This is a genomic window from Streptomyces sp. NPDC006385 (assembly GCF_040612485.1).
Classification (GTDB): domain Bacteria; phylum Actinomycetota; class Actinomycetes; order Streptomycetales; family Streptomycetaceae; genus Streptomyces.
The window spans coordinates 1-23,971 of the sequence record NZ_JBEXQG010000046.1 but is presented as its reverse complement, the minus strand read 5'-3'; the positions used below and the strand labels follow the sequence as shown (position 1 = coordinate 23,971).

Sequence of the window (23,971 nt, the reverse complement as noted above, 5' to 3'; positions counted from 1 at the left end):
CGGCGCTGGACTGCTTGCTCGGCGACGCGAGGGATCCGTCACCGTCGCCTCCGCCCGCCGCCCGTGGCCCGCGGGCGCATGCCCGCCGTGCCCGGAGTCAGGGCCGCTCGCTCGGCGATGCCGGTGGTGGAGCGGCCGTCGAGGTAGGGGAACAGGACGACCTGGCCGCCCCAGCTCTCCACGAGGGGCGCCTCCGGCAGGCGGGCCATGGCGTAGTCGCCGCCCTTGGCCCAGATGTGCGGGCGCAGTTCCGCGAGGAGGCGTTCCGGTGTGTCCTCGTCGAACACGGCGACCGCGTCGACGCACTCCAGCGCGCGCAGCACGCGGATCCGGTCCGCCTCCGGGACGAGCGGCCGGCCGTCGCCCTTGCGCCGGCGCACGGACGCGTCGGAGTTGACGCACACCACCAGGCAGTCACCGGTACGCCGGGCTGCCTGGAGCAGCGCGACATGGCCGGCGTGCAGCAGGTCGAAGCAGCCGCCGGCGGCGACGACGGTTCCGCCCGCCGCCCGCACCCGGGCCGCCGTGCGCAGGGCGTCGTCCGTCGGCTCGGCCTCGGGCGATGGCTGCGCGGGTCCGGTCGGCGCGGTGTCCACGGCGAGGGTCCGGACGCCGCCTTCGGCGACGTAGCGGGTGGCCGCGTGCACCGCTCCCCGTACGGCCGTCTCGACGAGCTCGCCGTCGGCCAGCAGCCCGGCCGCGGTCGCCGCGAACCGGTCCCCGGCCCCGCAGGCGTCGCCCTCGGCCGTGACCGGCGACGGCACGAGCAGCGGCGTCTCACCGTGCGACAGGAGCGCCCCGCGCCCGCCGAGCGTCACCGCCACGGACGCCGCCCGCCACGCACGCACGAGCCGCCCGGCGTCCTGAGCCGCCGTGTGCAGTTCGCTGCGGTGCCCGGGGTCCTCGACACCGCCGGGCCGACCGGTCCCCGCCCGCGCCCCGGCGCCTTGGGCCATCCCCGCCACGGCCCGCGCCTCGATGTCCTCGGCCCACCCGGCCAAACCCTCCGCCCCGGCGGTCTGGGCACCACCCGCCGAAGCCTCCGCCCCAGCGGTCTGGGCACCACCCACCGAAGCCTCCGCCCCAGCGGTCTGGGCACCACCCACCGAAGCCTCCGCCCCGGCGGTCTGGGCACCACCCACCGGAGCCTCCGCCCCGGCACCCTCGACCCGACTCACCGAAGCCCGCGCCCCGGCACCCTCCGCCTCACCCGTCAAACGCTCCGCCCCAGCGGTCCCGACCTGCCCCGCCGAAGCCTCCGCCCCGGCGCTCTCGGCCCGCCCCGCGAAGGCGTGTGCCTCAGCGGCGGACGGGGTCGCCAGTCGTACGCCGGGTACCGGTGGCCGGCCCCGTGGGTGCGGGTCCCAGACCACGGGAACCCGTGCCGCCGCGTCGGCCAGGGCGTCGCGGAGCACGTCGGCGGTGCCGCGGCCGTAGTCGGCGACGAGCACGGCCGCGGCCTCGGTGATCGCGCGGGTCGCCGCCCGCGTGCCCTCCCGGGCCCTTCCCTCGCCGTCGTCCAGGCGCAGCAGCGGCCGGCCGTCCGCGAGGACGCGGGTCTTGCTGGACAGGGCGCCGGTGAGAGGGAGTTCGATCAGTTCCACCCGGTCGGTCAGGAGCCCGCGCAGGGCGGCGCTGTCCGGGTCGTCGCCCAGTGCGGTGATCAGCGTGACGGGCCGGCCGTCGGCCGCGGCGAGGCAGGCGGCGAGCGCGGCCCCGCCGGGGCGGGTCGCGCGCCGGGTCCCGCTGACGACGGGTACGGGAGCGTCGGGCGCCAGCCGTTCGACTCGGCCGGAGACGTCGTGGTCGAGCAGGGCGTCCCCGACGACCAGCAGTGCGGCCAGGGCGGTCATGTTCCGTCCTCCTCCAGGAGCAGCGTCCAGCGTTCCCCGGGGCGTCGGCCGGCGGCTTCCTCGTGCGGTTCGTCGGCCCGGTGACGCTCCTCCGGGGCCACCCCGGTGCCGACGGCCCAGTACCGCCGCTCCGCCGTCTCGCCGCGCTCGGCGTCCCGGGTCCGCCGCCGCGCCGCCTCCCGCCGTTCGACCGCCTGGTCGAAGGTCTCGCAGAGCATGTGGACGGCCACGAGGTGCAGCTCCTGCACCGTCGCCGAGGTCGCCGCCTCGACGCACAGGGCCTCGTCCGCGGCGCCCGCCAGCGGGTTCGGCGCCGGGCCGGTCAGGGCCAGCACGGTCATGCCGAGGCGGTGGGCCTCGCGCGCCGCGACGAGCAGGTTGGCGCTGGCGCCGCTGGTGGACAGCAGCGCGAGGACGTCCCCGGGGCGGCCGTGCGCGGCGACCTGCCGGGCGAAGATCTCCTGGACGCCGTAGTCGTTGGCGATGGCGGTGGTGGAGGAGGTGTCGGCGTGCAGCGCCAGGGCGGAGAACGCCGGGCGGTCGTCCCGGTAGCGTCCGACCAGCTCGGCGGTCAGGTGCTGGGCCTGGGCCGCGCTGCCGCCGTTGCCCGCGACGAGGAGCCGGGATCCGGATCCGAGGCGGGAGGCGAGCATGGCGCCCCAGCGCTGGAGTACGGGCGCGGCGTAGCCGCGGAAGCCTTCGAGCGCCTTCATCAGGTCGTCGCAGTGCGTGACGTCGGTGGCGAGTTTCATCGGACGGCTCCCGAGAGCGAGGGGACGGAGGAGACGGCGCTGTAGGCACGGGTCACGCCGTCGGCGACGCGGTCCCAGGTGTAGCGGGCCAGGACGCGGCGCCGGCCGGCGGCGCCGTAGCGGGCGAGCAGGTCCGGGTCGGCCAGGAGGCGGCGGATGGTGCCGCTGATGTCGTGGTCGTCGTCGGCCGGGACCAGGACGCCCGTGCCGCCGTCGACGACGGTGTCGAGCTGTCCGCCGACGGCGGTGGCGATGACGGGGGCGCAGCAGGCCATGGCCTCGACCGGAACGATGCCGAAGGGCTCGTACCGGGGCAGGGACAGCACGAGGTCCGCGCTGGACAGCAGCCCCGGCATCTCCTCCCGGCTCACCCCGCCCAGCAGCCTGACCCGGTCGGCGACGCCGCACTCCTCGGCGATCGCGCGCAGCCGCTCGGCCTCTGGTTCGGCGAGCAGCAGGGCGGCTTCGGGTCCGCCGGCGATGAGGAGTTCGGCGTCGGGGACGTCGGCCAGGGCGCGGATGGCGCGGTCGAAGCCCTTGCGGGGGACGAGCCGGCCGACGGCGAGGAGCCGCCGGGGCGCGGACGCCGGCCTGCGGGATGTGGCGACCGGCGCGAACCGCTCGGGGTCGACGCCGCAGGGGACGACCGAGATGTGCCGTCGCGACAGCCCCATGGCCTCGAGTTCGCTCACCTCGTCCTTGCAGGTGGCGATGATGCGGCTGCACCGGCGGCCGACGGCGGTCTCGATCGCGATGCGGTCGGGCGGGCTGGTGTCGGCGGCGCCCTGGTGCCGCTTCTTGACGGTGCCGAGCGCGTGATAGGTCTGCACGACGGGCACGCCGAGCTCGCGGGCGCCGGCGAGGGCGGCCCATCCGGACATCCAGAAGTGGGCGTGCACCACGTCGGGTGGCTCGGCGGCCCACTGCCGGGCCAAGAAGTCCCCGAACTCCGGCATGTAGGGCGGGAGTTCGTCCTTCGGTATGGGAGCCGCGGGTCCGGCGGGCACATGGACGACCTTGAACCCGTCGGGTGTGGTGACCCGTTCCGGCAACCGGGGGTCGTCGCGCCGCGTGTACACGGTGACCTCGTGTCCCCGGCGGACCAGTCGCCCGGCGAGTTGCGCCACGTACACGTTCTGTCCGCCCGCGTCCGGTCCGCCGAGCGCGGCCAGCGGACTGGCGTGCTCGGAGACCATGGCGACGCGGCCGGCCGGGGGGTGGCTGGTGCTCATCGGGTGACCTCCTTGATCAGGCGCTCCCAGTCGTCCCGGAAGCGCCGCTCTCCGTAGCGGGCCTGTGCCGCGGCCCTGGCGGCCTCCCCTGTCAGCCGGGCGTCCACGGGATCCGCGAGGAATCCGCGCATGGCGTCCCGCAGTACGTCGAGCCGGTTGGACACCACCCCGGCGCCCTCCGGGACGGCCTCGCGCACCTCGGTGGTGTCCAGCGCCACGACGGGCATCCCCAGGAACATCGCCTCCAGCAGGGACAGACCGAGCGACGTCCACCGGACGGGGTGGAGGTACATGCGGCAGCGCGCCATCGCCGGGTGCAGTCTGCTCTGGGGCAGGTCGCGGCTGCGGAGCCGGTCGGGCGGCAGCGCGAGGTGGTCCGCGAGCCCTTCGGTGCGCATGCCGAAGACGTCCAGCGGCACGGCGCGGGCGAACTCGGGCAACAGGTCGGTTCCGGTCGTACGGCCGCGCCGTACGGGCTCGTTGACGACGACGGCGGCGCGCGGCTCCTCGCCGGTCCACAGGTGGCCGGGGTCGATGATGCCGTGCTCGATCACCGTGGTGGGGGCCCGGCCGTTGTCCCACATCAGCCGGTTGAAGTGGGTGACGTGGACGAGCGTGATGTCGGTCCGGTCGGCCAGCGGGTGCCGGGTGTCCACGGGTGACTCGTGCGGGCTGTTGTGCTCGACGTACACGGCCGGCACGTCGACGCCCGGGCGGCGGCCGGTCCACCGCCGGGCCAGTTCCAGCTCGTGCGGCCGTTGCAGCACCATGAGGTCGATGTCGGCCTCGCGCAGCTCGGCGGGGCTCGACTCCCGCACGGTGGGGGGCCATTGCCATGTTCTGGCCCGTCCGAGGCCGTCGGGTCCGCGGTCGGGGGTCACGGGGACGAGGAAGTCGTACGGGCCCTGCACGAACGACGTCAGCCATGAACCGTGCACATGCCACACCAGGACGTTCATGCGCTCTCCTTCAGCAGTTTGCGGACCGCGCTCACCACGTCGTGGCCCGTGACCTCCTCCAGGCAGGGGTGGCCGGGGACGGGGCACCGCCGGGCGCGGCTGTCCGCGCAGGGGGCCCGCTGGTCGCCGAGGACGACGCTCGGCACTCCGTACGGCGCCCAGCGCTCCGCCGGGACCACGGGAGCGAACAGGGACACGACCGGAGTGCCGACGGCCGCGGCCAGATGGGCGGGGCCGGTGTTGCCGCAGACCACGACGTCGGCGGTGCGCAGCACTCCGGCGAGCGTGCGCGGTTCGGTCCGGCCGCCGAGGTCCACGGCGATGCCGCCGCTGACCTTCCGGGTGAGGCCGGTCTCGTCGGGGCCGCCGGTGACGACGACCCGGTGCCCGGCGTCGCAGAGCGACTCGACGGCCTCGGCGCAGCGTTCGGGGCTCCAGGCGCGGGCGGGCGCGCTGGCACCCGGGTGCAGCACGACGTACGGGCCGTTGCCGGTCAGCGCGATGGTGTCGGGCGGCGGCAGGACGCGCAGCCGCCCGTCGTCCCCGGCGGGGAGCGGGAAGCCCATGGCGGCGGCGGTGTCGAGGGCGGCCTCGGCCTCGTGGCGGCCGGGGAGCCTGCGGTGCCGTACGTCGAGGAGGCGGCCGGGGTGGTCGACGCTGTCGGCGCCGATCCGCGGGACGCCGGCCAGGCGCAGCAACAGCGCGGTGGGCAGCGGGCTCTGGTGGAAGGAGGTCAGCACGAGCGCGGCGTCGAACGCCGCGTCCTTCAGGCGGCGTACGAGGCCGTCGACGTCGGCGTCCTGGACGGTGGGCGCGTCGAAGCCCTCCCAGGGGGCCTCCCACACGATCACGTCGGCCACGCCGGGCAGCAGTCGGGCGGCGGGTTCGCCGCGGGGGCCGCACAGCATCGTCACGTGGGAGGAGTGCGCCGCGACAGCCCGGACCGCGGGTCCGGCGAGCAGGACGTCGCCGAAGCTGTCGAGGCGGACGACCAGGGTCCTCACGGGCGATCACCACCCGTCTCGGCGAGCAGGCGGCGGACCGCCGTGAGCAGGTCGGGGGCCGTACTGGGCGCGGTCTCGACCTCTTCCGGCAGGGTGGCCGCGTTGGGCACGAGCACGCTCCGGGCGCCGGCGGCGCGCGCGGCCAGGACGTCGGCCTCGATGTCGCCGATCACCACGCAGTCCGAGGGGGGCACGCCCAGGCGCCGGGCGGCCTCGATGACCAGTCCCGGCCGGGGTTTGCGGCAGCCGCAGCCGGCGTCGGGCGGGTGCGGGCAGTAGACCCAGGTGTCGAGGCCGCCGAGCAGGGTGTTCGCCCGGTCGTTGACGCGGCGGACGTCGGTGTCCGTCAGCAGTCCGCGGCCGATGCCCGACTGGTTGCTGACGACCCCGGTCGGGATGCCGGCGGCGCGCAGCAGGTCCAGTGCCTGCCGGGCGCCGGGCAGCGGGCGGACGCGGGTGGGGTCGCCGTTGTAGGGGACGTCCTCGACGAGGGTTCCGTCGCGGTCGAAGAGGACGGCGGCCACGCGTCCTCGGCCGCCCGTGCCGCGCGGGTTCACGGCGTGCTCCTCAGGGGCGTGGCACTCCGGTGGCGGACCAGGCCGCCGAGCCAGTGGCGGACGGCGAGCGGCGGGATGACCACGCTGGTGGCGACCATGGTGGTGACCTCCTGCGGGGTGCGCGGCCCGGGCTTGATGCGGGCCAGGGCGAACTCGGCGGTGCCGAGCGCCCACAGGGCCGCGGCGAGCGTGGCGGCGCGGCGCCGGCCGGTCAGCGCCAGCGCGGGTGCGGTGAGCGCCAGGGACGTCACGAGCGCGTGCCGGGGCAGTCGTCCACGGGGTGCCTGGGCCCGCGCCCACCAGTCGGGGCCGTGCAGCCGGGTCATCAACGCGTCGTCGGCGTTGCCGCGTTGGGCCCGTACCGACACCCAGGCGTCGGCCTCCCGCACCGGATGGCGTGTCGTACGCCGTCCGCGGCGCAGTGCCCACCCGGCCTCCCGCATGCGCAGCGCCAGGTCGGCGTCCTCGCGGAAGGCCCGGCCGAACCGCTCGTCGAAGCCGTCGACCTCCGCGAGTGCCGCGGTGCGGTAGGCCATGTCCGCCGTGGCCCAGGCGGCGTCCTCCAGCCCGGCCGTGCCGCGTTCCCAGTCGGTGGGCCGGCGGTCCTCGGGCAGGGGGACGCGCAGGCGTCCCTGGACGCCGCCGGTGCCGGCGCCGGCCGAGCCGAGGTCGTCCGCGAGGCGGCGGGACCAGTCGGACCGCACCTGGACGTCGTCGTCGAGGAAGACGGTCCAGGGCGAGCGGACCGTGCGCCAGCCGGCGTTGCGGGCGGCCGCCGGGCCGCGGCCCCCGGTGCGCAGGGTGCGCAGCCGCCCGCGCAGGTCGCCTGCCGCCTCCAGGGGCAGTTCGCCGGTGGGTTCGGGGCGGTCGTCGACCACGACGACCGCCTCGGGCGCGTAGTCAGGTCCGGTTGCCTCGGCGAGCGCGCGCAGGCAGTCGGCGAGGCAGGGCCGTCCGATCGTCGGGATGACGACGGAGTAGGCGGGAGCGCCCGTCATGCGAACACCTTCTTCCGCCGGATCGCGAACGGTCCGAGGGCGAGCAGGTCCACGGGCGCGGAGCCGAAGCACTCCAGGGCGTCACGCGGATCGTCGACCATGGGGCGCCCCGCCGTGTTGAGGCTGGTGTTGACGACGACGGGCAGTCCGGTGAGCCGCTCGAACCCCTCGATCATGCGCGCGACCAGGGGTTCGTCCTGGCGGTCCACGGTCTGGATCCGTGCCGTGCCGTCCACGTGGACGACGGCCGGGATGCGGTCCCGCCACTCCTCGGCGACGTCGTGCACGAACAGCATGTAGGGGCTGGGCAGCGGCCCGTCGAACAGCTCCGCGGCCCGCTCGGCCAGCACCATGGGGGCGACGGGGCGGAACTCCTCGCGGCCCTTCACGGCGTTGAGGCGTTCCAGGTTCTGCGCGCGGCCGGGGTGGGCGAGCAGGGAGCGGTGTCCGAGCGCCCGGGGCCCGTACTCGCTGCGGCCCTGGAACCAGGCGACGATGCCGTCCCCGGCGAGTTCGGCGGCCACGGTCTCGGCGATGTCGTCGGGTTCCTCGTAGGGCACGGCCGCGGCATCCAGCCAGGCCCGCAGTTCCTCGTCGCTCCAGTCGCGGCCGAGAGCGGCGGTCGGCATGGCCTCCACGGCCTCCTTCTGGTGGGCGATGTGGAGGGCGGCGCCGAGAGCGGTGCCCGCGTCCCCGGCGGCGGGCTGGACCCAGACGCGGCGGAAGGGCGTCTCCCGGTGCAGCCGGGTGTTGGCCACGCAGTTGAGCGCCACACCGCCCGCGAGCGTGAGCACCTCCTCGCCGGTACGGTCGTGCAGCCAGCGCGCGAGGCCGAGCAGGACCTCCTCCAGGCAGGCCTGTGCGCCGGCGGCGAGGTCGGCGTGGTCCTGCGTCCAGGGGCCGTCCTTCGGACGCGGCGGGACCAGCGACGCCCACGGGACGGGGCGGGCCCGGAATCCGCCGTCGCCGTCCAGGTGGACGTACTCGCGCAGCCGGTCGAGGAAGCGGGGCCGGCCGTAGGAGGCCAGTGCCATCACCTTGAACTCGTCGCTGCTGCGCAGGAATCCGAGGTGCTGGGTGAGGTCCTCGTAGAACAGGCCCATCGAGTCGGGCAGCGACTGCGAGCCCAGGACGGTGAGTTCGCGGTTCGCGTAGCGGCCGGCGAGGTGGGAACCGCATTCGCCGCGGCCGTCCAGGACCAGGACGGCGCTGTCGGGGTACGGGGCGGCCTGCCCGGCGGACGCGGCGTGCGCGACGTGGTGGGCGACGAAGCGGACCTTGTCCGGGTCGAGTCCCGGCAGGGCCTCGGCGAGGAACTCGGGGGCGCGGCGCGCGTATTCCTGCCGCAGGTGGTCCCAGGGGTCGTGCAGGCCCAACTGCTCTGCCGGACGGGCGAGTTCGGGGTCGTAGGAGTAGGCGACCGCGTCCAGCTCGGACGGGGTCAGGCCGGCCCGGTCCAGGCACCATCGGGCGGACAGTTCGGGCAGTTCCCAGGCGGAGAAGGGCAGGGGGCGCTTGCCGTGCTTGCGGCGGCTGAAGCGTTCCTCCTCCGCCGCCGCCACGATCCTGCCGTCCATGACGAGGGCGGCGGCGGGGTCGTGGAAGAGGGCGTTGATTCCCAGGACGCGCATGCGATGCCTCCGTGCGGCGTGCGGGTGGGTGCTGTTCAGTCCTGCGGGCCGGGCTCGCGCGCCGGAGATTCCGTGGCGAAGTGGGCGATGGTCTGCTTGATGCCCTCCTCCCAGGGCACGCGGGGCGTCCAGCCCAGCAGCTCGCGCGCCAGGCCGGTGTCCGGGCGGCGTCGCTGCGGGTCGTCGGTGGGGCGGTCGACGTACACGATCCGGGAGGAGGAGCCCGTCAGCTCGACCACGCGCTGCGCGATCTCACGCACCGTGACCTCGTCGCTGCCGCCGATGTTGACGGGGCGGACCGAGTGGCTCGCCGCCACGAGCAGGATCCCGTCGACGGTGTCGTCCACGTAGCACAGCGACCGCGTCTGGCGGCCGTCCCCGGCCACCGTCAGTGGTTCACCGGCCAGTGCCTGGCTGACGAAGGTGGGGACCGCGCGGCCGTCGTGCGCGCGCATGCGCGGCCCGTAGGTGTTGAACAGGCGCACGATGCCCGCGTTCGCGTCCTTCACGCGCACATGTGCGGTGACCAGCGCCTCCGAGAACCGTTTGGACTCGTCGTAGACGCTGCGCGGTCCCACCGGGTTGACATTGCCCCAGTAGTCCTCCCGTTGCGGATGCTGCAACGGATCGCCGTACACCTCGGACGTCGAGGCGAGCAGGAAACGGGCTCCGTCACGCTCCGCGACGGCCAGCATGGTGCGGGTGCCCAGGCTGCCGACGTCGAGCGTCTCCAGCGGCAGGCGCAGGTAGTCGGCGGGCGAGGCGGGACACGCGAAGTGCAGGACCAGGTCGTACGGCCCCGGCAGCCGCTGCGGGGCATCCGGTGCCGAGACGTCGCACTCGATGAACCTGAATCCGCGGCGGCCCTCCAGGTGCGCGATGTTCTCGCGTGAACCGGAGCACAGGTTGTCGGCGCAGTCGACTTCGACCTCTGAATTCAGCAGGCGCTCGCACAGGTGACTGCCGAGGAAGCCGGCGCCACCGGCCACCAGGGCACGTCGCCATGTACATGTCGAGAATTCGCTCATGGAACTTCCTTCGTCCGCGCACGGGAGGCGCCGGGAAAAGGCGCCCCCGACACACCGATCGGCGCGGTACACGAGGGTTTCGGAGAGCTGCGGAAAGCTTCGGCGAGCCTTCCCCCAGCCGTTGTGAGAGTGAAAGAACAGGTCGCGAATGGCGCTGGGCGGCGGTGCCGCCCCGGGCGCCGCCTCTTCCCGGCGACGCGCTGACCACGGGGTTCCCGAGTCAGTTGGTTTCACACGTTGATTCCCACTATGCGTCTGTCCAGAGAGACCCGCGACTTCCGTGTGAGCCCGCCGACCGCGGGCACTCGGAGCCGGCGGCGGGCCCGCCCGGGCCGCCGCTGAGGCTGGAGGTGAAGGACATGGGTCATGGTGGGAACGTCATCGACGAGCTGGTGACCGATCACCGCGAGGTCGAGGAGATCTTCGGCCGTATCGAGGCGCTTCCGTCCGGTGACAAGGACCGCAAGGTCTACGCCGACCAGGCCACGATGGAGCTGGTGAGGCACTCGGTCGCCGAGGAGGAGTACCTCTACCCCGCCGTACGGGAACACGTGGCGGGCGGGGACGCCATCGCCGACAAGGAGATCGACGACCACTCCAAGGCCGAGCAGATCATGAAGGACCTGGAGGGGTGCGACGTCGGAGATCCGGAGTTCGACCGCCTGGCCGGGATGCTGATGAGCGAGGTCCGCTCGCACATCGCCGACGAGGAGCAGAACCTCTTCCCCAGGCTGCGCGCGGCGTGTCCCCCCAAGGCGCTGGACGAACTGGGCGACAAGGTACGGATGGCGAAGAAGATGGCCCCGACCCGCCCGCACCCGTCCGCGCCGGACAAGCCTCCGGCCAACAAGCTCCTGGCCCCCGGAGCCGGTCTGGTGGACCGCATGCGCGACGCGCTGAGCGGCCGCGGCAAGAAGAAGGACTGACGAAGGACTGACGAAGGACTGACCCCTCCGGGTGAAGGCCCTGCGGTGCGGACGCAGGGGGCTGTGAGCAACCACACTCGATCACCAAATACGGGATTCTCCCGGGCAGTTGACCCCTGGGACGACGGCGCGACAGGGCAGGCGGCGGCGTCTCGGGGGTCCCGTCTGTCACGATGGTCCGCGCCGTGACCGACTCGGTGGAACCTCCGCGCAGCGCAGCCGGTGATGCCGGTTCCCCGGTCCTCCTCCGACTCTCCTGGTTCCGGGTACCGCACTGTGTCTTCCACCCCCGCCCTGCCCTCCCCTGCGCCGAACAGCGCCTCCGTCCCGTCCAAGGGCGCGCCCCGCTCGCCCTGGCGGTCGCTGCGGTACCGCAGCATGCGCTGGTGGTCCGTCGCCAACTTTCTGTCCAATGCCGGTACGTGGATGCAGCTCACGGTGCAGAACCTGCTCGTCCTCGAGATCACCGGCTCCGCCGCGGCCACGGGCCTTTCGATGTCCGTCCAGGCCGCCCCCGCCCTGTTCATGAGCCTGCTGGGCGGTACGGCCGTGGACCGCTGGCCCCTCAAACTGACGGCCTCCGTCAGCCAGGCGCTGCTCGGCGCGGTCGCCTTCACCACGGCCATGCTGGTGGCGCTGGACCGGCTCGACATGACGTTCCTGATGGTGCTGGCCGCCGTGACCGGCATGATCGCCACCGTCGACGGGCCGGCGTGCGCCCTGCTGGGCAACGATCTCGTCCCGGTGGAGGACGTCCCCTCCGCCATCGGCGTCGGCGCACTCGTCCACAACGCGGGCCGGCTCGTGGGCACCGCCCTGGCCGGGGTGACGGTCGGCTTCCTCGGCACCGCCTCCGCGTACGCCGCGAACGGACTGTCGTTCCTCTTCGTGGCCTCGGTGATCCCCTTCCTGCGCCCGGCGCCCGGCGCGGTGCGCCACGCCGCCCGGGTGCGCGCCGTTCCCCGGCCCGGGAGCGGCGGGCCGGAGCCCGACATGACCGTCCGCCAGGGCCTGGTCTTCTTCGTGCGCCGGCCCCGTCTGGTCGCCCTCGCCGCGGTCACCGGGGTCAGTTCGGTCTTCGGCCGCAACTACGGCCTCACCCTGGCCGTCCTCGTCACCGGGCCGCTCGCGGGCGGCGCGGGCTCCTTCGGCACGGTCTCCACGGTGCTCGCCGTCGGCGGCATCGTGGGCGCGGTGCTCGGAGCCCGGCTGCGTAAGCCCTCCGTCCGGCTGGTGGGCACCCTGGCGGCCGCGGGCGGTCTGCTCCAGGTGGCGGCGGGGCTGTCCCCGTCACTGGCGGTGCTGCTGGTGCTGGTCCTGCCCATGGCCGTCGTGGAGTCGGTCTCCGACACCGCCGGGACCGCCGTACTCCAGACCGACCCGCCGGCTCATCTGCGGGGACGTGTGCTCGGCGTGTGGAGCAGCATCGGCACCGCCTGGGGTCTGGGCGGCCCTCCGGCGCTCGGCCTCCTCATGGAACTGGCCGGGGCCCGTGGCGCCCTGGTGACGGGCGGCCTGATCATCGCGGGCACCATCGCGGCGGGCCTCGCCCTGCGCGCCCGCCGGACGCCGGCACCCGTGCCCCTGCCGACGAAGGACGGGGACGTGGGCCGAGTGGCCCTGGGGACGGCTGCCTGACGGGGGCGCGGGGAGGCGGCGCGGGGAGGCGGCGCCGGGCCGAGCGGCACGCCCTGGCTGCACAAGACATGCCGGGCGGCGCGTGTGGCGCCCCGGCCTGCGGGGCTGCCGGGGCTGCCGGGGCTGCCGGGTCTGCCGGACGCGTGGGTTCTGGGTTCGTCGCCGGCACTGGGGCTCGGCGGCTCGGCGGCTCGGCGGCTCGGCGGCTCGGCGGCTCGGCGGCCCAGGGAGGATAGGGGTTCAGCCCGTTGCGGTGCACGGCCCGGTCAGCTCCGGACTCAGCGGGTGGGGCCGCCCTCACACACCCACCGGCCACCCCGGGACCCCAGACCCGTCAGGCGACGAGGGCCCGGCCCGGGTCGAGGCGGGCGTACAGGGCGGCGCGGTGGAGGGCGGCCACGGGCGCGACGAGGTCGGGGTGGCGCAGCAGGGCCGCTGCCTCGCGGTCGCGGTTGTCGGGGGACACCAGGCGCCGGAACTCGAACGGCACGCCGGTCGCGTGGCCGCCGTCGGCAATCGCGGCGACCGCCAGCCGGGCCAGGTCGTCGTCGGTGAGCAGGCAGGCCGCCCAGCTCGCCACGACCTCGTCGACCCAGGTGCGCCAGGCGAAGTCGTCCGTCTCGTCGTGCGCGGTCGCGTCGACGCCGGTGATCCAGTCCAGAGCCCCCGAGCCGCCGGGGCCCGCCATCCCCACGAGGGCGGCGTCCGTCGGCGTCGGGTAGCGCAGCCACGCCGCGACCGTGACGGCCTGCCGGGCCTGCACCTCACCCAGGGCAGCGGCCAGCGCACCGCCGCACGCGGGGTAGGAACGTGTCAGCCATTGGGTGGTCGCCGCGATGAGCGGGGAGAGATCTGCGAGCACTGCCGGGCCGTCCGAGGTACGGGCGATGGACGGGGAATCCATCAGATCAACGGGAATCCCTCAAACGGTAGCCCGGCGTCCCGGCCGCTGGACATGCCTGGACGCCGATGAGCGACGTGGCCTCGCCCACACCGGCCGGCGCCGTCAGACCTCCGCCCGGCCCCCCGGGGCGGCGGCCGTCGCCCGCTCGGGACGCGCGAGGTGGTAGACGTGAAACGCCCGGCCGATCACCGGCTGAGCGACGTTGCGCACCTTCACGCCCCCGCTCGTCATGCCGTGCTCGGTGCCCAGGTGCGCGTGCCCGTGCACCGCCAGGTCCGCCCCTGACGTGTCGATCGCCTCGGCCAGCAGGTAGCTGCCGAGGAACGGATAGATCTCGGGTGGTTCGCCGGCCAGCGTGTCCGGCACCGGAGAGAAGTGGGTGAGGGCGATGCGTACGTCGCAGTCCTGTCCCGCGAGCTCCTGCAGGGAGTCCCGCAGCGTGTCGGCGCGTCGGCGCGAGTACCTGACGAACTCCTTCATGATCGGCTCACCGAACTCGCCGGCGCAGCGCCCGACGAATCCGCCGCCGAACCCCTTCGTGCCGGCCACGCCGATGCGCGCGCCTCCGTTGCCCACCACGGTCGCCTGCCCTTCCAGGACCCGCGCGCCCGCGTCCTCCAGCACCGCGGTGATCTCCTCGGCGCACTCGGCGTGGTGATCGTGGTTGCCCAGGACCGCGACGACCGGGACCGCGAGCCCCTCGATCTCGTGCGCCACCACCCGGGCTTCCTCCGGAGTGCCGTGGCGGGTGAGGTCACCGGCGAGCAGCAGGACGTCGGCGCACTCGGGCAGCGTCTCGAAGGAGGGGCGGAGCCGGCCCTTGCTGTCGGGTCCCATGTGGATGTCCCCGACGGCCGCTATGCGGATCATCCGACCTCCTCGGCGTGGTCGGGCGCGGAGGAGTCCGCGACCACGATGTCGCTGTGGACGGGGGTTCCCGACAGCTCGTCGAGGGCCATGCGCAGGACGTCGTCACGGCACTGCGCGGACGGCACGGTGCCGGTGAGCAGCACCGCCTCACCGCGGATCTCGATCCGCACACCCAGCTCGCCGAGGTCCCCGGCGGCCAGGTGGTCGGCGAGATGGGCCACGCGGTAGTCGAGGCTCTGTGTCGCGCCGGCGTCGGGAGCGGGCGGGGCGCCGTATCCGCTCATCGGGACTCCTCCCGTGGGGCGATGACGTTCAGGCGTTCGAGCAGGAAGAAGAACGCGGCGGGCATCGGTTCGTCGCCGCAGGAAGCGCGTACGGCCTCCCAGTCGACCTTCTCGCGCAGGGCTCGGGCGGCGGCGAGCACCGGCCCGAAGTCGCAGTAGTGCTCCGAGAAGGGCTCGATGAGACCCCGCATGAGGTCGGTCGGCGCCAGCACGGGCATGCGCACCGAGTCGACCGGGAGCTCCTGCGCGCGGGCCAGCAGCTCCGTGCTGACCGGGCGGTGCGCCAGCTCGAAGAGCAGGTCGACCTCCTGGCCGAAGCAGGTGGTCTTCAGCAGCCAGTCCTCCGGGGGCGTACGGACCGTGAGGCCGGCCTCGGCCAGCGTGTCCGCCACCGCCTCGGCGTCGGAGCGGAGGATGCAGAAGTCTGCGTCGTGCTGGAGGTGGCCGCTCCCGCCGTGGGCGTAGACGGCCACGCTGCCGGCCAGGGCGAAACTGTGCCCCTTGTGTTTCAGCAGCGCGCCGATCTGCTTGGTCGCCTCCAGGATCGCCTGGCTGCGGTCGAGGAACGCCTGGCCGCGGTCACGGCGCGGTTCCTCGTTGGTCGGTGAGCGTGGTTCCCGCGGCGACTGCGCCAGGCTCTCCTCGACCGGGCGCAGCTCCGGAAACCCGGGGCGCCGCGCGGGCGTCGCGCTCTCCCGGTTCTGCGTCATGACGACTCCGTTCGAAGCCCGCCAGTCCTGTGCGAGCCCGCTGCCGGGGACGGGTCCGGGGCCGGGGCTCGGTGGAGGGTACGAGTACCCGGCACGCCCGGTTCGATACGGCACTCGGCGACCTTCAGGCCGTGCCGCTTCCGTGCCGCTTCAGTGCCGCTTCAGTGCCGCCGCGGTGCCGTTCCCGTGCCGTTCCGGTGGCCGCTCCTTCAGCGGGCGCTCAGGCCGCGGTGTAGCCGAGCTGGCGCCTCATGTAGGGGGTCATGAGGGTCTTGGCCTTGGCCAGCGTGGTGGTGCGGCCGCCCAGGACCGCGGTCTCGCCGCCGGGCACGGGCAGCAGGGTCACCCCGTCGGCCGGGCCGAACGGGACGATGAGCGGGGTGCGGTGCATCGGCCGGTAGAAGCGGGGCTCCTTGCGGTGCTTGCCGGCGCTGTTCAGGTAGGCGCGGATGTTGTGGGCGGCGAGGTCGGCCTGGGCGAGCGCGGCCGGGGTGATCTTGAGTTCGGTGGCGTCGTTCACGTCGCCGACCGCGAACACGTCCAGCCACCCCTGGACGCGCAGCGCTTGGTCGACCTTCACGTGGCCCGTCCCGTTGAGCCAGTCCCCGTGCCCGGCCAGCCGCAGCCACAGGGTGTTGGGGGTGGTGCCGGTCGCCCAGAAGGAGAGGTCGGCCTCGATGAGGTGTCCGCGGCTGTCGCGATAGGTGCCGAAGTCGTTGCCCGGGGACATGAAGGCGTCGAGCCACACCTCCACATCGTGCGACTCCAGCCACTCCCGCGCCTTGCGGCCGGCCCGGGTGCTGCCCGTGGAGTGCAGCAGTTCCGGCCCGGAGTGCGCGAGCGTGACCCGGGCGTCCGGCCGGGCCAGGCGGATCTCGGCGCCGAGCTCGACGCCGGAGGGACCGCCGCCCACGACCAGGATGTGCTCGGCCCCGCCGATGTGCCGCTGGTGCTCGGCGAAGGACTTCGCCGCCTCCTCCACGGTGGTGCCCGCGAAGCGGGCCGGTTCGGGGTAGTCGGCGCCGGTGGCGATCACCAGCACGTCGTACGGGAGCCGCTCCCCCGTCGCCAGCACGACCTGGCGCTCGGTGGTGTCGATGCGGACCGCCTTGCCCACGGCCACGCGGCCGTTGCGCAGCAGCCGGTCGTACGGGATGAAGGGCGTGCTCGACCAGTCCGGACGCACGCCGGCGCGCAGGGCGGCGATGCGGTGGAAGAAGACCTCCTTGCGGTCCACCAGCGTGACCCGCGCCGTCGCGTCCAGTCGCTTCGCCAGACGGACGCCCGCATAGCCGCCGCCGATCACCACTACGTCGCCGTCGAGCACGCCGAGTCTCCTGTGCTGGTGGGGGATGGGAGGAGCGAGTGGCGCGGCGGGTGAGGCACCCCCGGGCCACTCCCCCGCGGCGAGGCTAGCGATTGAAAATTAAAGAGCTGATGGGGCGCGGTGTGTGTTCTGTGAAGGGTGTGGCCTGCGAGGTGAGCGTGGACACGACGACGTCCAGGCCGACCCCGCGGGCCGGCCTGGACGTCATGTGCGGGAGGGATCAGACGAGGTCGAACCGGTCCAGGTTCATGACCTTGACCCACGCCGCGACGAAGTCGGTCACGAACTTCTCCTTGGCGTCGTCGCTCGCGTAGACCTCCGCGAGCGCGCGCAGCTCGGAGTTGGAGCCGAACACGAGGTCGGCACGGCTGCCGGCCCACTTCAGCTCGCCCGTGGCGGCGTCACGGCCCTCGAACGTGGTCTGGTCCGAGGACGTCGACTTCCAGGTCGTGCCCAGGTCGAGCAGGTTGACGAAGAAGTCGTTCGTCAGCGCGCCCGGGGTGTCGGTGAGGGCACCGAGCTGCGACTGCTGGTGGTTGGCGCCCAGGACGCGCAGGCCACCGACGAGGACCGTCATCTCGGGAGCGCTCAGGGTGAGCAGGTTGGCGCGGTCGAGCAGCAGGTACTCGGCCGGCAGGCGGTTGCCCTTGCCGAGGTAGTTGCGGAACCCGTCGGCGGTCGGCTCCAGCGCGGCGAAGGACTCCGCGTCCGTGTGCTCCTCGGTGGCGTCGACCCGGCCCGGGGCGAACGGCACCTCGACGTCGAAGCCGGCGTCCTTGGCGGCCTTCTCCACGGCCGCGGAGCCGCCGAGCACGATCAGGTCGGCCAGGGACACCTTCTTGGCGCCGGAGTTCGCGTTGAACTCCTGCTGGATGTTCTCCAGGGTGCGCAGCACCAGCGCGAGCTGGTCCGGGTCGTTGACCTCCCAGTTGCGCTGCGGCTCCAGGCGGATGCGGGCGCCGTTGGCACCGCCGCGCTTGTCGCTGCCGCGGAACGTCGAGGCCGACGCCCAGGCGGTGGAGACCAGCTGCGAGACGGTCAGACCGGAGTCGAGGAGCTTGGCCTTGAGGGCCGCGACGTCCTCGGCGTCGATGGCCTCACCCTCGGCCTCGGGCAGCGGGTCCTGCCACAGCAGCGTCTCCTGCGGGACCTCCGGGCCGAGGTACAGGGACTTCGGGCCCATGTCGCGGTGGGTCAGCTTGTACCAGGCGCGGGCGAAGGCGTCCGCGAATTCCTCCGGGTTCTCGTAGAACCGGCGGGAGATCGGCTCGTAGATCGGGTCGAAGCGCAGCGACAGGTCGGTGGTGAGCATCTTCGGACGGTGCTTCTTCGAGGAGTCGTGCGCGTCCGGGACGATCTCCGCAGCGTCCTTGGCCACCCACTGGTGGGCGCCGGCCGGGCTCTGCTCCAGCTCGTACTCGTACTCGAAGAGGTTCTTGAAGAACCCGTTGCTCCACTGGGTCGGCGTGGTGGTCCAGGTGACCTCCAGGCCGGACGTGATCGCGTCCCCGCCCTTGCCGGTGCCGTAGGTGCTCTTCCAGCCCAGGCCCTGCTCCTCCATGGAGGCGGCCTCGGGGTCGGCGCCCACGTGGTCGGCGGGGCCGGCGCCGTGGGTCTTGCCGAAGGTGTGGCCGCCGGCGATCAGGGCGACGGTCTCCTCGTCGTTCATCGCCATGCGGCGGAACGTCTCACGGATGTCGCGGGCCGCGGCGATCGGGTCCGGGTTGCCGTTCGGGCCCTCCGGGTTGACGTAGATCAGGCCCATCTGGACCGCGCCGAGCGGGTTCTCCAGCTCACGGTCGCCGGTGTAGCGCTGGTCGTCGAGCCAGGTGGTCTCGGGGCCCCAGTAGACGTCCTCCTCGGCCTCCCAGACGTCCTCGCGGCCGCCGGCGAACCCGAAGGTCTTGAAGCCCATCTGCTCCAGGGCGACGTTGCCGGTGAGGATCATGAGGTCGGCCCAGGAGATGGACTGGCCGTACTTCTTCTTGACCGGCCACAGCAGACGGCGGGCCTTGTCGAGGTTGCCGTTGTCCGGCCAGCTGTTGAGCGGGGCGAAGCGCTGCTGACCGGCGCCGGCGCCGCCGCGGCCGTCGCTGATGCGGTAGGTGCCCGCGCTGTGCCAGGCCATACGGATCATCAGCGGGCCGTAGTTGCCGAAGTCGGCCGGCCACCAGTCCTGCGAGTCGGTGAGCACCTCGGCGATGTCCCGTTTGACGGCCGCGAGGTCGAGGGCCTTGAACGCCTCGGCGTAGTCGAACTCCTCACCGAGGGGGTTGGCCACCTCGGGGTTCTTGGCGAGGATCTTCAGGTTGAGCCGGTCCGGCCACCACTGACGGTTACCGCCGCCCTGGGTCGGGTGGGCGGCGCGACCGTGCGCGACGGGGCAGCCACCGGCGCCCTCAGTCTTCGCGTCAGTGACGATCGCATCGGGGTTCTCAGCCATGGGAAACCTTCCGAACTAGGTGAATCACAGTGCTCGGGGTGCACTGTCGGCGGTGGAACAGTCGGGGCACAGGCCCCAGTAGATGACCTCGGCCTCGTCGATGGCGAAGCCGTGGTCGTCGGACGCGGTCAGGCAGGGCGCTTCGCCGACCTCGCAGTCGACGTCGGCGACGACACCACACGACCGGCACACGACGTGGTGGTGGTTGTCGCCGACACGCCCCTCGTACCGGGCCGGACTGCCGGCCGGTTCGATACGGCGGATGAGTCCTGCCGCGGTGAGTGCGTGGAGGCCCTCGTACACGGCTTGCAAAGAGACATGTCCTACGCGATCACGCACCCCGGAGGCGATGGCCTCGACACCGAGGTGGTCACCGGCGCGGACGGCATCCAGCAGCGCGACCCGCGCGGCGGTCACCCGCAGCCCGGCACCGCGCAGCTCCTCGGCGGGGGTCGGAGTCTGGGAGGTCATGGCGACAACCTACCTCCCTAAACACGAATGATTCAAGAAAACGAACGATGAAACTTTGGGGGCGCCGCCCTGACCGGGGTCGGGGCCGGGGGGAGGGAGAGCCGGGGGGGAGGGAGAGCCGGGGGGAGGGAGAGCCGGGGGGGAGGGAGAGCCGGGGGAGCCGGGGGCCTCCATTCCGTCCGCTGGCGCACATGGCACCCCCCAACGCCCCCCAAAGCGCGAAAAAACGTCACTTCGGGCATCGGCGCGTCGCTTTCCGTCAAGGGCTTGAGCTGATCGACATCCCACTCCCACCCGATGGAGGTACACCGCATGCTCGGCAGACATACCGCAGCTCGGCGCCGCGCCGCCCTCACCGCGCTCGGCGCCCTCGTGCTCACCGGCGTCACCCCGGTCGCCGCGGCCGAGCCGCCGCCCGCGCCGGTGCCCGCGTCCACCGCCGCCCAGACCCTCGGTGCCGACCGGCCGCCCGCGGCGGTGCTGCGCGCCCTGGAACGGGACCTCAAGCTGAAGCCGGGTCAGGCGGCCGAGCGGTTGGTCAACGAGGCGGAGGCCGGCGCCCGTGCGGGCCGCCTGCGCAACGCCCTGGGCACGCACTTCGCGGGCGCCTGGGTGCGAGGGGCGACCTCCGCCGAGCTCACCGTCGCCACCACGCACGCCGCCGACGTGGCCGCCATCGAGGCGCAGGGCGCGAAGGCCGCCGTCGTCAAGCGGCCGTTGACCGAGCTGCGGGCCGTCAAGAAGAAGCTGGACTCGGCAGCCGGACGCCTCAAGACGCGTGACACACCGGTCTGGTACGTCGACGTACCGGCCAACCGGGTCGTCGTCCAGGCGACCAAGCGGTCGGCCGCCACCGCCTTCATCAAGGCCGCCGATGTCGAGGGCAAGGGCGTGGGCGTCCGCGTGTCGGCGGCGCGGCCCCGGCTGTTCGCGGACCTCGTCGGCGGCGACGCCTACTACATCGAGAACACCGCCCGCTGCTCCATCGGGTTCTCCGTCACCAAGGACGAGCAGCAGGGCTTCGCCTCGGCGGGCCACTGCGGCGACGAGGGTGACTCGACCACCGGCTCCAACAGGGCCGCGCAGGGCACGTTCGAGGAGTCCACGTTCCCCGGCAAGGACATGTCCTGGGTCGCCGTGAACAGCGACTGGACCGCCACACCCGACGTGCGCGGAGAGGGCGGTCAGCAGACGCAGGTCACCGGCTCGGTCCAGGCGCTCGTCGGCGCGTCGATCTGCCGCTCCGGATCCACCACCGGATGGCACTGCGGCACCATCCAGCAGCACGACACGAGCGTCAGCTACTCCGAGGGCACCGTCGACGGCGTCACCCAGACCACCGTGTGCGCCGAGCCGGGCGACTCCGGCGGCCCCTACGTCTCCGGCTCCCAGGCACAGGGCGTGACCTCCGGCGGCTCCGGTAACTGCACGAACGGCGGGACCACCTTCTACCAGCCGATCAACCCGATCCTCAGCGAGTTCGACCTCGTCCTGAAGACCGCGTCCGCCCAGTCCGGCGCCTCCGCTCCGCAGGACAACGGGACGGCGGACACCTGGGCCGCGGGCCGTGTCTACGAGGCCGGCGCCACCGTCACCCACGCGGGCGTGCGCTACCAGTGCCTCCAGTCCCACCAGGCCCAGGGCGCGTGGTCGCCGGTCGCCACTCCGGCGCTGTGGCAGCGGATGTAGGAGTCGTACGACCCTTCCGGTGCGGGGCCCCGCCCCGCACCGTCCGCTCCCGTTCCCTTCCTTCCCCTCTACTCCCCTCTACTCCTGTCTACTCCTGCGCGAGGAGCCCGTACGCCGTGGCGACGAAGCGGTCCCGGGCGCGGAAGCGGCGGGTGCACAGCGCGACCAGGGCCGTGCCGGTGTCGGGCCTGAAGCCGAGGAATGCCTGCTGGCCGAGGGTCGCCCCACCGTGGAAGTACAGAGGACCGCCGTCCGTGGAGTGCCGGAACCACGCGACCGTGTGGACGTGCCGGCGTCCCGGACCGCGCCGGAGCACGGGCGTGCGTACCGCACGCAGCGCGTCGGCCAGCGGGGTGCCGGCCGGGTCGAGGTGGGCTTCGAGGAACGTCAGCAGGTCGTGCGGGGTGGCGCGGAGGGCGCCCGCCGCCTGGAAGCCGCCCGCGTCGAAGGCGAGGGTGGTCGTGCGACCGTCCTTACCGTGTCCGACGGCGTCGGCCTTCGCGTCCCGCGCCTCAAGAGCGGTGCCGCTCAGCCCGAGCGGACGCAGCACGTGGGCGCCGAGCAGCTCCTCCCACGCCGTGCCGGTCGCGGCGGCGACGGCGTGGCCGAGCACGGCGACGCCGAAGTTGGAGTACTGCCACCGGGTGCCGGGCCGGTGCCGTGGGCGGTGGCGCAGGAAGGCGTCGGTCACCCGCTCGGCCGGGTAGCGGCCGTAGGGATTGGTGCGCCAGGCGGGCAGCGCCCGCAGGTAGAAGTCGGCGGGCAGGGCGGGCAGCCCGGCGGTGTGCGTGATGAGGTGGGCGAGCGTCACCGGGTCCGCGTCGGTCCGCCGGACCGGGTCCAGGCAGGCGGCGGCCGGTTCGCCCCCGGTCAGAACGCCCCGCTGGATGAGGTGAGCCAGCAGCAGCCCGGTGAACGTCTTCGAGGCCGAACCGATCTCGTAGCGCAGTTCCTGCCGGGCGACCGGCGGGGGTGGGGCGGTGCCGCCGCAGTACAGGGTGCGGCGACCGGACCGGGAGACGGCGAAGACGACATCGGGCGCCTCCACGGCGTCGACGGCACGCTCCAGCCGCTCCAGCAGCGCGTAGTCGTCCCCAAGAGCGCCACCGACACGATCACGGCTCGGGACGGCGCTCGGCAGTTCCCCGGCGTCGGCACCGCCTCGCAGTCCCACCACCCCCACACCCCACGGGTGCACGGCGTCATCGGCCCCGGGCCAGGGCGTGGCCCGGTCGGTCATGAGGTGGTGGCGTGGGTGAGTTCGGTCAGGGCGCGGGACGTGGCCAGCACGGAGGCGAAGGCGGCGACCAGCGTCGGGTGGTAGACGATGTCGAACACCTCGTCCGGTTCGCCCTCGGGCATGTCCCGGACGGCGGGCATGGCGCCGTCGGGCCGCTGCGCGGCGGCGAAGCCCTCCCAGGCCGGTTCGTCCAGGGTGGGGCGGGGCAGACAGGCGTCGACGACGAGGAGTTCGCCGAGCAGGTCCCAGCGCTTGAGGTCCAGCCAGTCGTCGATCCACACCGGCAGCCACGTGGCGAGGTATTCGGCGATGTCCGGCGGCAGGCCCTCGGGGTGCTCTCCCCAGTCGGTGAGGTGGAACACCGTGTGGGTGACGTCGTAGGCGATGTGCCCGCTGACCGTCCAGGGTTCGGGCGTGCGGGCCAGCCAGGTGGAGCCGACCAGGCCGGCCTCGGGCGTGCGGGGCGTGAGGCCGAAGCGGCGCTGGAACGCGGCCAGTCCGAGGCGTCGGGTCGGATCCAGTTCGAGGGCGTCCCAGCTGTCGAGCCGGTGGTAGAGGACGGTGGCGCGTTCCACCTCGGGCTCGCTGTAGCCCAGTTCCTTGTAGGGGAGGTACACCTCGAACGGGATGGGCGAGAGCGGTTCGATCCGCTGGCCGCGCACCAGCATGCGACCGCCGTCCAACGTCTCCCGCCACGTGTGGTCCAGGAGCCGGCGTGCCAGCTCCGCCTGCCGCGATCCGGCCACGCCCTCCCGGAACAACACCCGGCAGATCAGGGCGAGTTCGCCGACCGGCTTGAAGCGCTCCAGGAAGCCCACTTCCGGATCGGCCTCGGGTTCCAGGCGGAAACCGTCGCGGTGGGCCCACAACCACTCCAGGGCACGCACGCCGACGGTGTGCATCAGACGGGTGTCGGTCATCCTGGCACTCCTTGTCCCCCGTACCGGTTCTGCATGCCGCCCGCGGGTACCGCACCGCCCGCGTCGGTGAGGCATTTGACGGTCTGTGCCGCCGCGAAGGCGGCCATCAGCGTGGAGTGGTAGCAGTGGCGGAAGTCCGGCTCCGGGTCCGGTCCGGCGTCGCCCCCGAGGCGCTGCTCCGGCAGCGCGCCGGAGTCGAGCTGCGCCCGCGCGACGCGGGTCCAGGCGTCCTGGAGGGTCGCGGGCTCGGGCGGGTTCGGGAGGCTCGCGGCCACGACCAGCAGCTCGCAGGTCAGGTCCCACATCCCGGCGTCCAGGCAGGTGTCGATCCAGGGCGGCAGCCAGTGCGCCAGGTAGGTGGCCAGGTCCGCGGGGACGCCCGCGGGGAGGCGGCCCCAGTCGGTGAGATGGAAGACGACATGGGTGAGCGCGTACCCCGAGCCGTCGGGCTGGCGCAGCAGCGGGGCGAGGTGACCGGCCCGCACGAAAAGCGCGTTGCCCTCTTCCATGTCCACTTCGACATAGCAGCAGGTGG

The 23,971-nt window shown here is 73.5% G+C and carries 21 protein-coding genes and 1 pseudogene; 3 read left to right on the top strand and 19 right to left on the bottom strand.

Going from position 1 to position 23,971, the window contains the following annotated elements; genetic code table 11:
• Window positions 1-38: 38 nt before the first annotated feature.
• From rfaE2 to ABZ078_RS29065, 9 genes are read right to left on the bottom strand one after another with little or no spacing between them, the layout of a single operon-like run.
• The gene (rfaE2, locus tag ABZ078_RS29105) at window positions 39-1,853 is read right to left on the bottom strand and encodes a D-glycero-beta-D-manno-heptose 1-phosphate adenylyltransferase (RefSeq protein ID WP_356580051.1); all 1,815 of its coding nucleotides are present in this window, start codon (window positions 1,851-1,853) and stop codon (window positions 39-41) included.
• The gene (locus ABZ078_RS29100; RefSeq protein ID WP_356580049.1) at window positions 1,850-2,605 is read right to left on the bottom strand and encodes an SIS domain-containing protein; all 756 of its coding nucleotides are present in this window, start codon (window positions 2,603-2,605) and stop codon (window positions 1,850-1,852) included. The genes rfaE2 and ABZ078_RS29100 overlap by 4 nt, the downstream gene beginning before the upstream one ends.
• Window positions 2,602-3,837 carry a glycosyltransferase gene (locus tag ABZ078_RS29095; protein ID WP_356580048.1) on the bottom strand — a complete coding sequence of 412 codons (1,236 nt, stop codon included), beginning with the start codon at window positions 3,835-3,837 and terminating at the stop codon, window positions 2,602-2,604. Before ABZ078_RS29095 ends, ABZ078_RS29100 begins: the two co-directional genes overlap by 4 nt.
• The gene (locus ABZ078_RS29090; RefSeq protein WP_356580046.1) at window positions 3,834-4,796 is read right to left on the bottom strand and encodes a glycosyltransferase; all 963 of its coding nucleotides are present in this window, start codon (window positions 4,794-4,796) and stop codon (window positions 3,834-3,836) included. Before ABZ078_RS29090 ends, ABZ078_RS29095 begins: the two co-directional genes overlap by 4 nt.
• Window positions 4,793-5,800, bottom strand: a complete 1,008-nt coding sequence (locus ABZ078_RS29085; protein WP_356580044.1) for a glycosyltransferase family 9 protein — start codon at window positions 5,798-5,800, stop codon at window positions 4,793-4,795. The genes ABZ078_RS29090 and ABZ078_RS29085 overlap by 4 nt, the downstream gene beginning before the upstream one ends.
• Entirely contained in the window at window positions 5,797-6,357 is a 561-nt protein-coding gene (locus tag ABZ078_RS29080) for an HAD family hydrolase (protein ID WP_356580042.1), read from the bottom strand. The genes ABZ078_RS29085 and ABZ078_RS29080 overlap by 4 nt, the downstream gene beginning before the upstream one ends.
• Complete coding sequence (locus ABZ078_RS29075; protein WP_356580041.1) at window positions 6,354-7,355, bottom strand: glycosyltransferase; 1,002 nt, start codon at window positions 7,353-7,355, stop codon at window positions 6,354-6,356. Before ABZ078_RS29075 ends, ABZ078_RS29080 begins: the two co-directional genes overlap by 4 nt.
• A complete protein-coding gene (locus ABZ078_RS29070; RefSeq protein ID WP_356580038.1) occupies window positions 7,352-8,986 on the bottom strand; it encodes a carbamoyltransferase C-terminal domain-containing protein in 1,635 nt (544 codons plus the stop codon). The genes ABZ078_RS29075 and ABZ078_RS29070 overlap by 4 nt, the downstream gene beginning before the upstream one ends.
• A gap of 35 nt (window positions 8,987-9,021) precedes the next feature.
• Complete coding sequence (locus tag ABZ078_RS29065) at window positions 9,022-10,014, bottom strand: NAD-dependent epimerase/dehydratase family protein (RefSeq protein WP_356580036.1); 993 nt, start codon at window positions 10,012-10,014, stop codon at window positions 9,022-9,024.
• Between the two features lie 359 nt (window positions 10,015-10,373).
• On the opposite strand from ABZ078_RS29065, the gene ABZ078_RS29060 reads away from it, so the two are divergent.
• Both ABZ078_RS29060 and ABZ078_RS29055 read left to right on the top strand, forming a co-directional pair.
• Window positions 10,374-10,940, top strand: a complete 567-nt coding sequence (locus ABZ078_RS29060) for a hemerythrin domain-containing protein (RefSeq protein WP_356580034.1) — start codon at window positions 10,374-10,376, stop codon at window positions 10,938-10,940.
• A 276-nt stretch (window positions 10,941-11,216) separates the two neighbouring features.
• Window positions 11,217-12,578, top strand: coding sequence for an MFS transporter (locus tag ABZ078_RS29055; protein WP_356580032.1), 1,362 nt, complete (start codon window positions 11,217-11,219; stop codon window positions 12,576-12,578).
• Window positions 12,579-12,912: 334 nt separating this feature from the next.
• Here the strand turns inward: ABZ078_RS29055 and ABZ078_RS29050 are convergent, their stop codons facing one another.
• From ABZ078_RS29050 to ABZ078_RS29020, 7 genes are all read right to left on the bottom strand, one after another.
• Window positions 12,913-13,440 (bottom strand): hypothetical protein, encoded by a 528-nt coding sequence (locus ABZ078_RS29050; protein ID WP_356580136.1) that lies wholly within the window; start codon window positions 13,438-13,440, stop codon window positions 12,913-12,915.
• A 144-nt stretch (window positions 13,441-13,584) separates the two neighbouring features.
• The gene (locus ABZ078_RS29045; protein ID WP_356580030.1) at window positions 13,585-14,352 is read right to left on the bottom strand and encodes a metallophosphoesterase; all 768 of its coding nucleotides are present in this window, start codon (window positions 14,350-14,352) and stop codon (window positions 13,585-13,587) included.
• Entirely contained in the window at window positions 14,349-14,636 is a 288-nt protein-coding gene (locus ABZ078_RS29040) for a BON domain-containing protein (protein WP_356580028.1), read from the bottom strand. Before ABZ078_RS29040 ends, ABZ078_RS29045 begins: the two co-directional genes overlap by 4 nt.
• Window positions 14,633-15,346, bottom strand: a complete 714-nt coding sequence (locus tag ABZ078_RS29035) for a hypothetical protein (protein WP_356580027.1) — start codon at window positions 15,344-15,346, stop codon at window positions 14,633-14,635. The genes ABZ078_RS29040 and ABZ078_RS29035 overlap by 4 nt, the downstream gene beginning before the upstream one ends.
• 220 nt (window positions 15,347-15,566) lie before the next feature.
• Window positions 15,567-16,673 carry an FAD-dependent oxidoreductase gene (locus ABZ078_RS29030; protein ID WP_356580025.1) on the bottom strand — a complete coding sequence of 369 codons (1,107 nt, stop codon included), beginning with the start codon at window positions 16,671-16,673 and terminating at the stop codon, window positions 15,567-15,569.
• Window positions 16,674-16,893: 220 nt separating this feature from the next.
• Window positions 16,894-19,116 (bottom strand): catalase/peroxidase HPI, encoded by a 2,223-nt coding sequence (gene katG, locus ABZ078_RS29025; RefSeq protein ID WP_356580023.1) that lies wholly within the window; start codon window positions 19,114-19,116, stop codon window positions 16,894-16,896.
• A 24-nt stretch (window positions 19,117-19,140) separates the two neighbouring features.
• On the bottom strand, window positions 19,141-19,587 hold the full coding sequence (locus ABZ078_RS29020) for a Fur family transcriptional regulator (RefSeq protein ID WP_356580021.1): 447 nt from the start codon (window positions 19,585-19,587) through the stop codon (window positions 19,141-19,143).
• Between the two features lie 312 nt (window positions 19,588-19,899).
• Here ABZ078_RS29020 and ABZ078_RS29015 point away from each other — a divergent pair, with 312 nt between their 5' ends.
• The gene (locus tag ABZ078_RS29015; protein WP_356580019.1) at window positions 19,900-21,276 is read left to right on the top strand and encodes an alpha-lytic protease prodomain-containing protein; all 1,377 of its coding nucleotides are present in this window, start codon (window positions 19,900-19,902) and stop codon (window positions 21,274-21,276) included.
• Window positions 21,277-21,364: 88 nt separating this feature from the next.
• Here the strand turns inward: ABZ078_RS29015 and ABZ078_RS29010 are convergent, their stop codons facing one another.
• The 3 genes and pseudogenes from ABZ078_RS29010 to ABZ078_RS29000 form a co-directional block, all read right to left on the bottom strand.
• A complete protein-coding gene (locus ABZ078_RS29010) occupies window positions 21,365-22,516 on the bottom strand; it encodes a serine hydrolase domain-containing protein (RefSeq protein WP_356580017.1) in 1,152 nt (383 codons plus the stop codon).
• The gene (locus ABZ078_RS29005; RefSeq protein ID WP_356580015.1) at window positions 22,513-23,436 is read right to left on the bottom strand and encodes a hypothetical protein; all 924 of its coding nucleotides are present in this window, start codon (window positions 23,434-23,436) and stop codon (window positions 22,513-22,515) included. The genes ABZ078_RS29010 and ABZ078_RS29005 overlap by 4 nt, the downstream gene beginning before the upstream one ends.
• Window positions 23,433-23,971: pseudogene (locus ABZ078_RS29000) on the bottom strand (hypothetical protein); the annotation flags it as partial. The pseudogene ABZ078_RS29000 and the gene ABZ078_RS29005, both read right to left, overlap by 4 nt.

Bases quoted from the DNA above. Each gene is read 5' to 3' on its own strand.
- ABZ078_RS29070 (WP_356580038.1), bottom strand. From the start codon at position 8,986: ATGCGCGTCCTGGGAATCAACGCCCTCTTCCACGACCCCGCCGCCGCC.
- ABZ078_RS29040 (WP_356580028.1), bottom strand. From the start codon at position 14,636: ATGAGCGGATACGGCGCCCCGCCCGCTCCCGACGCCGGCGCGACACAG.
- ABZ078_RS29045 (WP_356580030.1), bottom strand. From the start codon at position 14,352: ATGATCCGCATAGCGGCCGTCGGGGACATCCACATGGGACCCGACAGC.
- ABZ078_RS29090 (WP_356580046.1), bottom strand. From the start codon at position 4,796: ATGAACGTCCTGGTGTGGCATGTGCACGGTTCATGGCTGACGTCGTTC.
- rfaE2 (WP_356580051.1), bottom strand. From the start codon at position 1,853: ATGACCGCCCTGGCCGCACTGCTGGTCGTCGGGGACGCCCTGCTCGAC.
- katG (WP_356580023.1), bottom strand. From the start codon at position 19,116: ATGGCTGAGAACCCCGATGCGATCGTCACTGACGCGAAGACTGAGGGC.
- ABZ078_RS29100 (WP_356580049.1), bottom strand. From the start codon at position 2,605: ATGAAACTCGCCACCGACGTCACGCACTGCGACGACCTGATGAAGGCG.
- ABZ078_RS29065 (WP_356580036.1), bottom strand. From the start codon at position 10,014: ATGAGCGAATTCTCGACATGTACATGGCGACGTGCCCTGGTGGCCGGT.
- ABZ078_RS29020 (WP_356580021.1), bottom strand. From the start codon at position 19,587: ATGACCTCCCAGACTCCGACCCCCGCCGAGGAGCTGCGCGGTGCCGGG.
- ABZ078_RS29010 (WP_356580017.1), bottom strand. From the start codon at position 22,516: ATGACCGACCGGGCCACGCCCTGGCCCGGGGCCGATGACGCCGTGCAC.
- ABZ078_RS29035 (WP_356580027.1), bottom strand. From the start codon at position 15,346: ATGACGCAGAACCGGGAGAGCGCGACGCCCGCGCGGCGCCCCGGGTTT.
- ABZ078_RS29060 (WP_356580034.1), top strand. From the start codon at position 10,374: ATGGGTCATGGTGGGAACGTCATCGACGAGCTGGTGACCGATCACCGC.
- ABZ078_RS29075 (WP_356580041.1), bottom strand. From the start codon at position 7,355: ATGACGGGCGCTCCCGCCTACTCCGTCGTCATCCCGACGATCGGACGG.
- ABZ078_RS29095 (WP_356580048.1), bottom strand. From the start codon at position 3,837: ATGAGCACCAGCCACCCCCCGGCCGGCCGCGTCGCCATGGTCTCCGAG.
- ABZ078_RS29005 (WP_356580015.1), bottom strand. From the start codon at position 23,436: ATGACCGACACCCGTCTGATGCACACCGTCGGCGTGCGTGCCCTGGAG.
- ABZ078_RS29015 (WP_356580019.1), top strand. From the start codon at position 19,900: ATGCTCGGCAGACATACCGCAGCTCGGCGCCGCGCCGCCCTCACCGCG.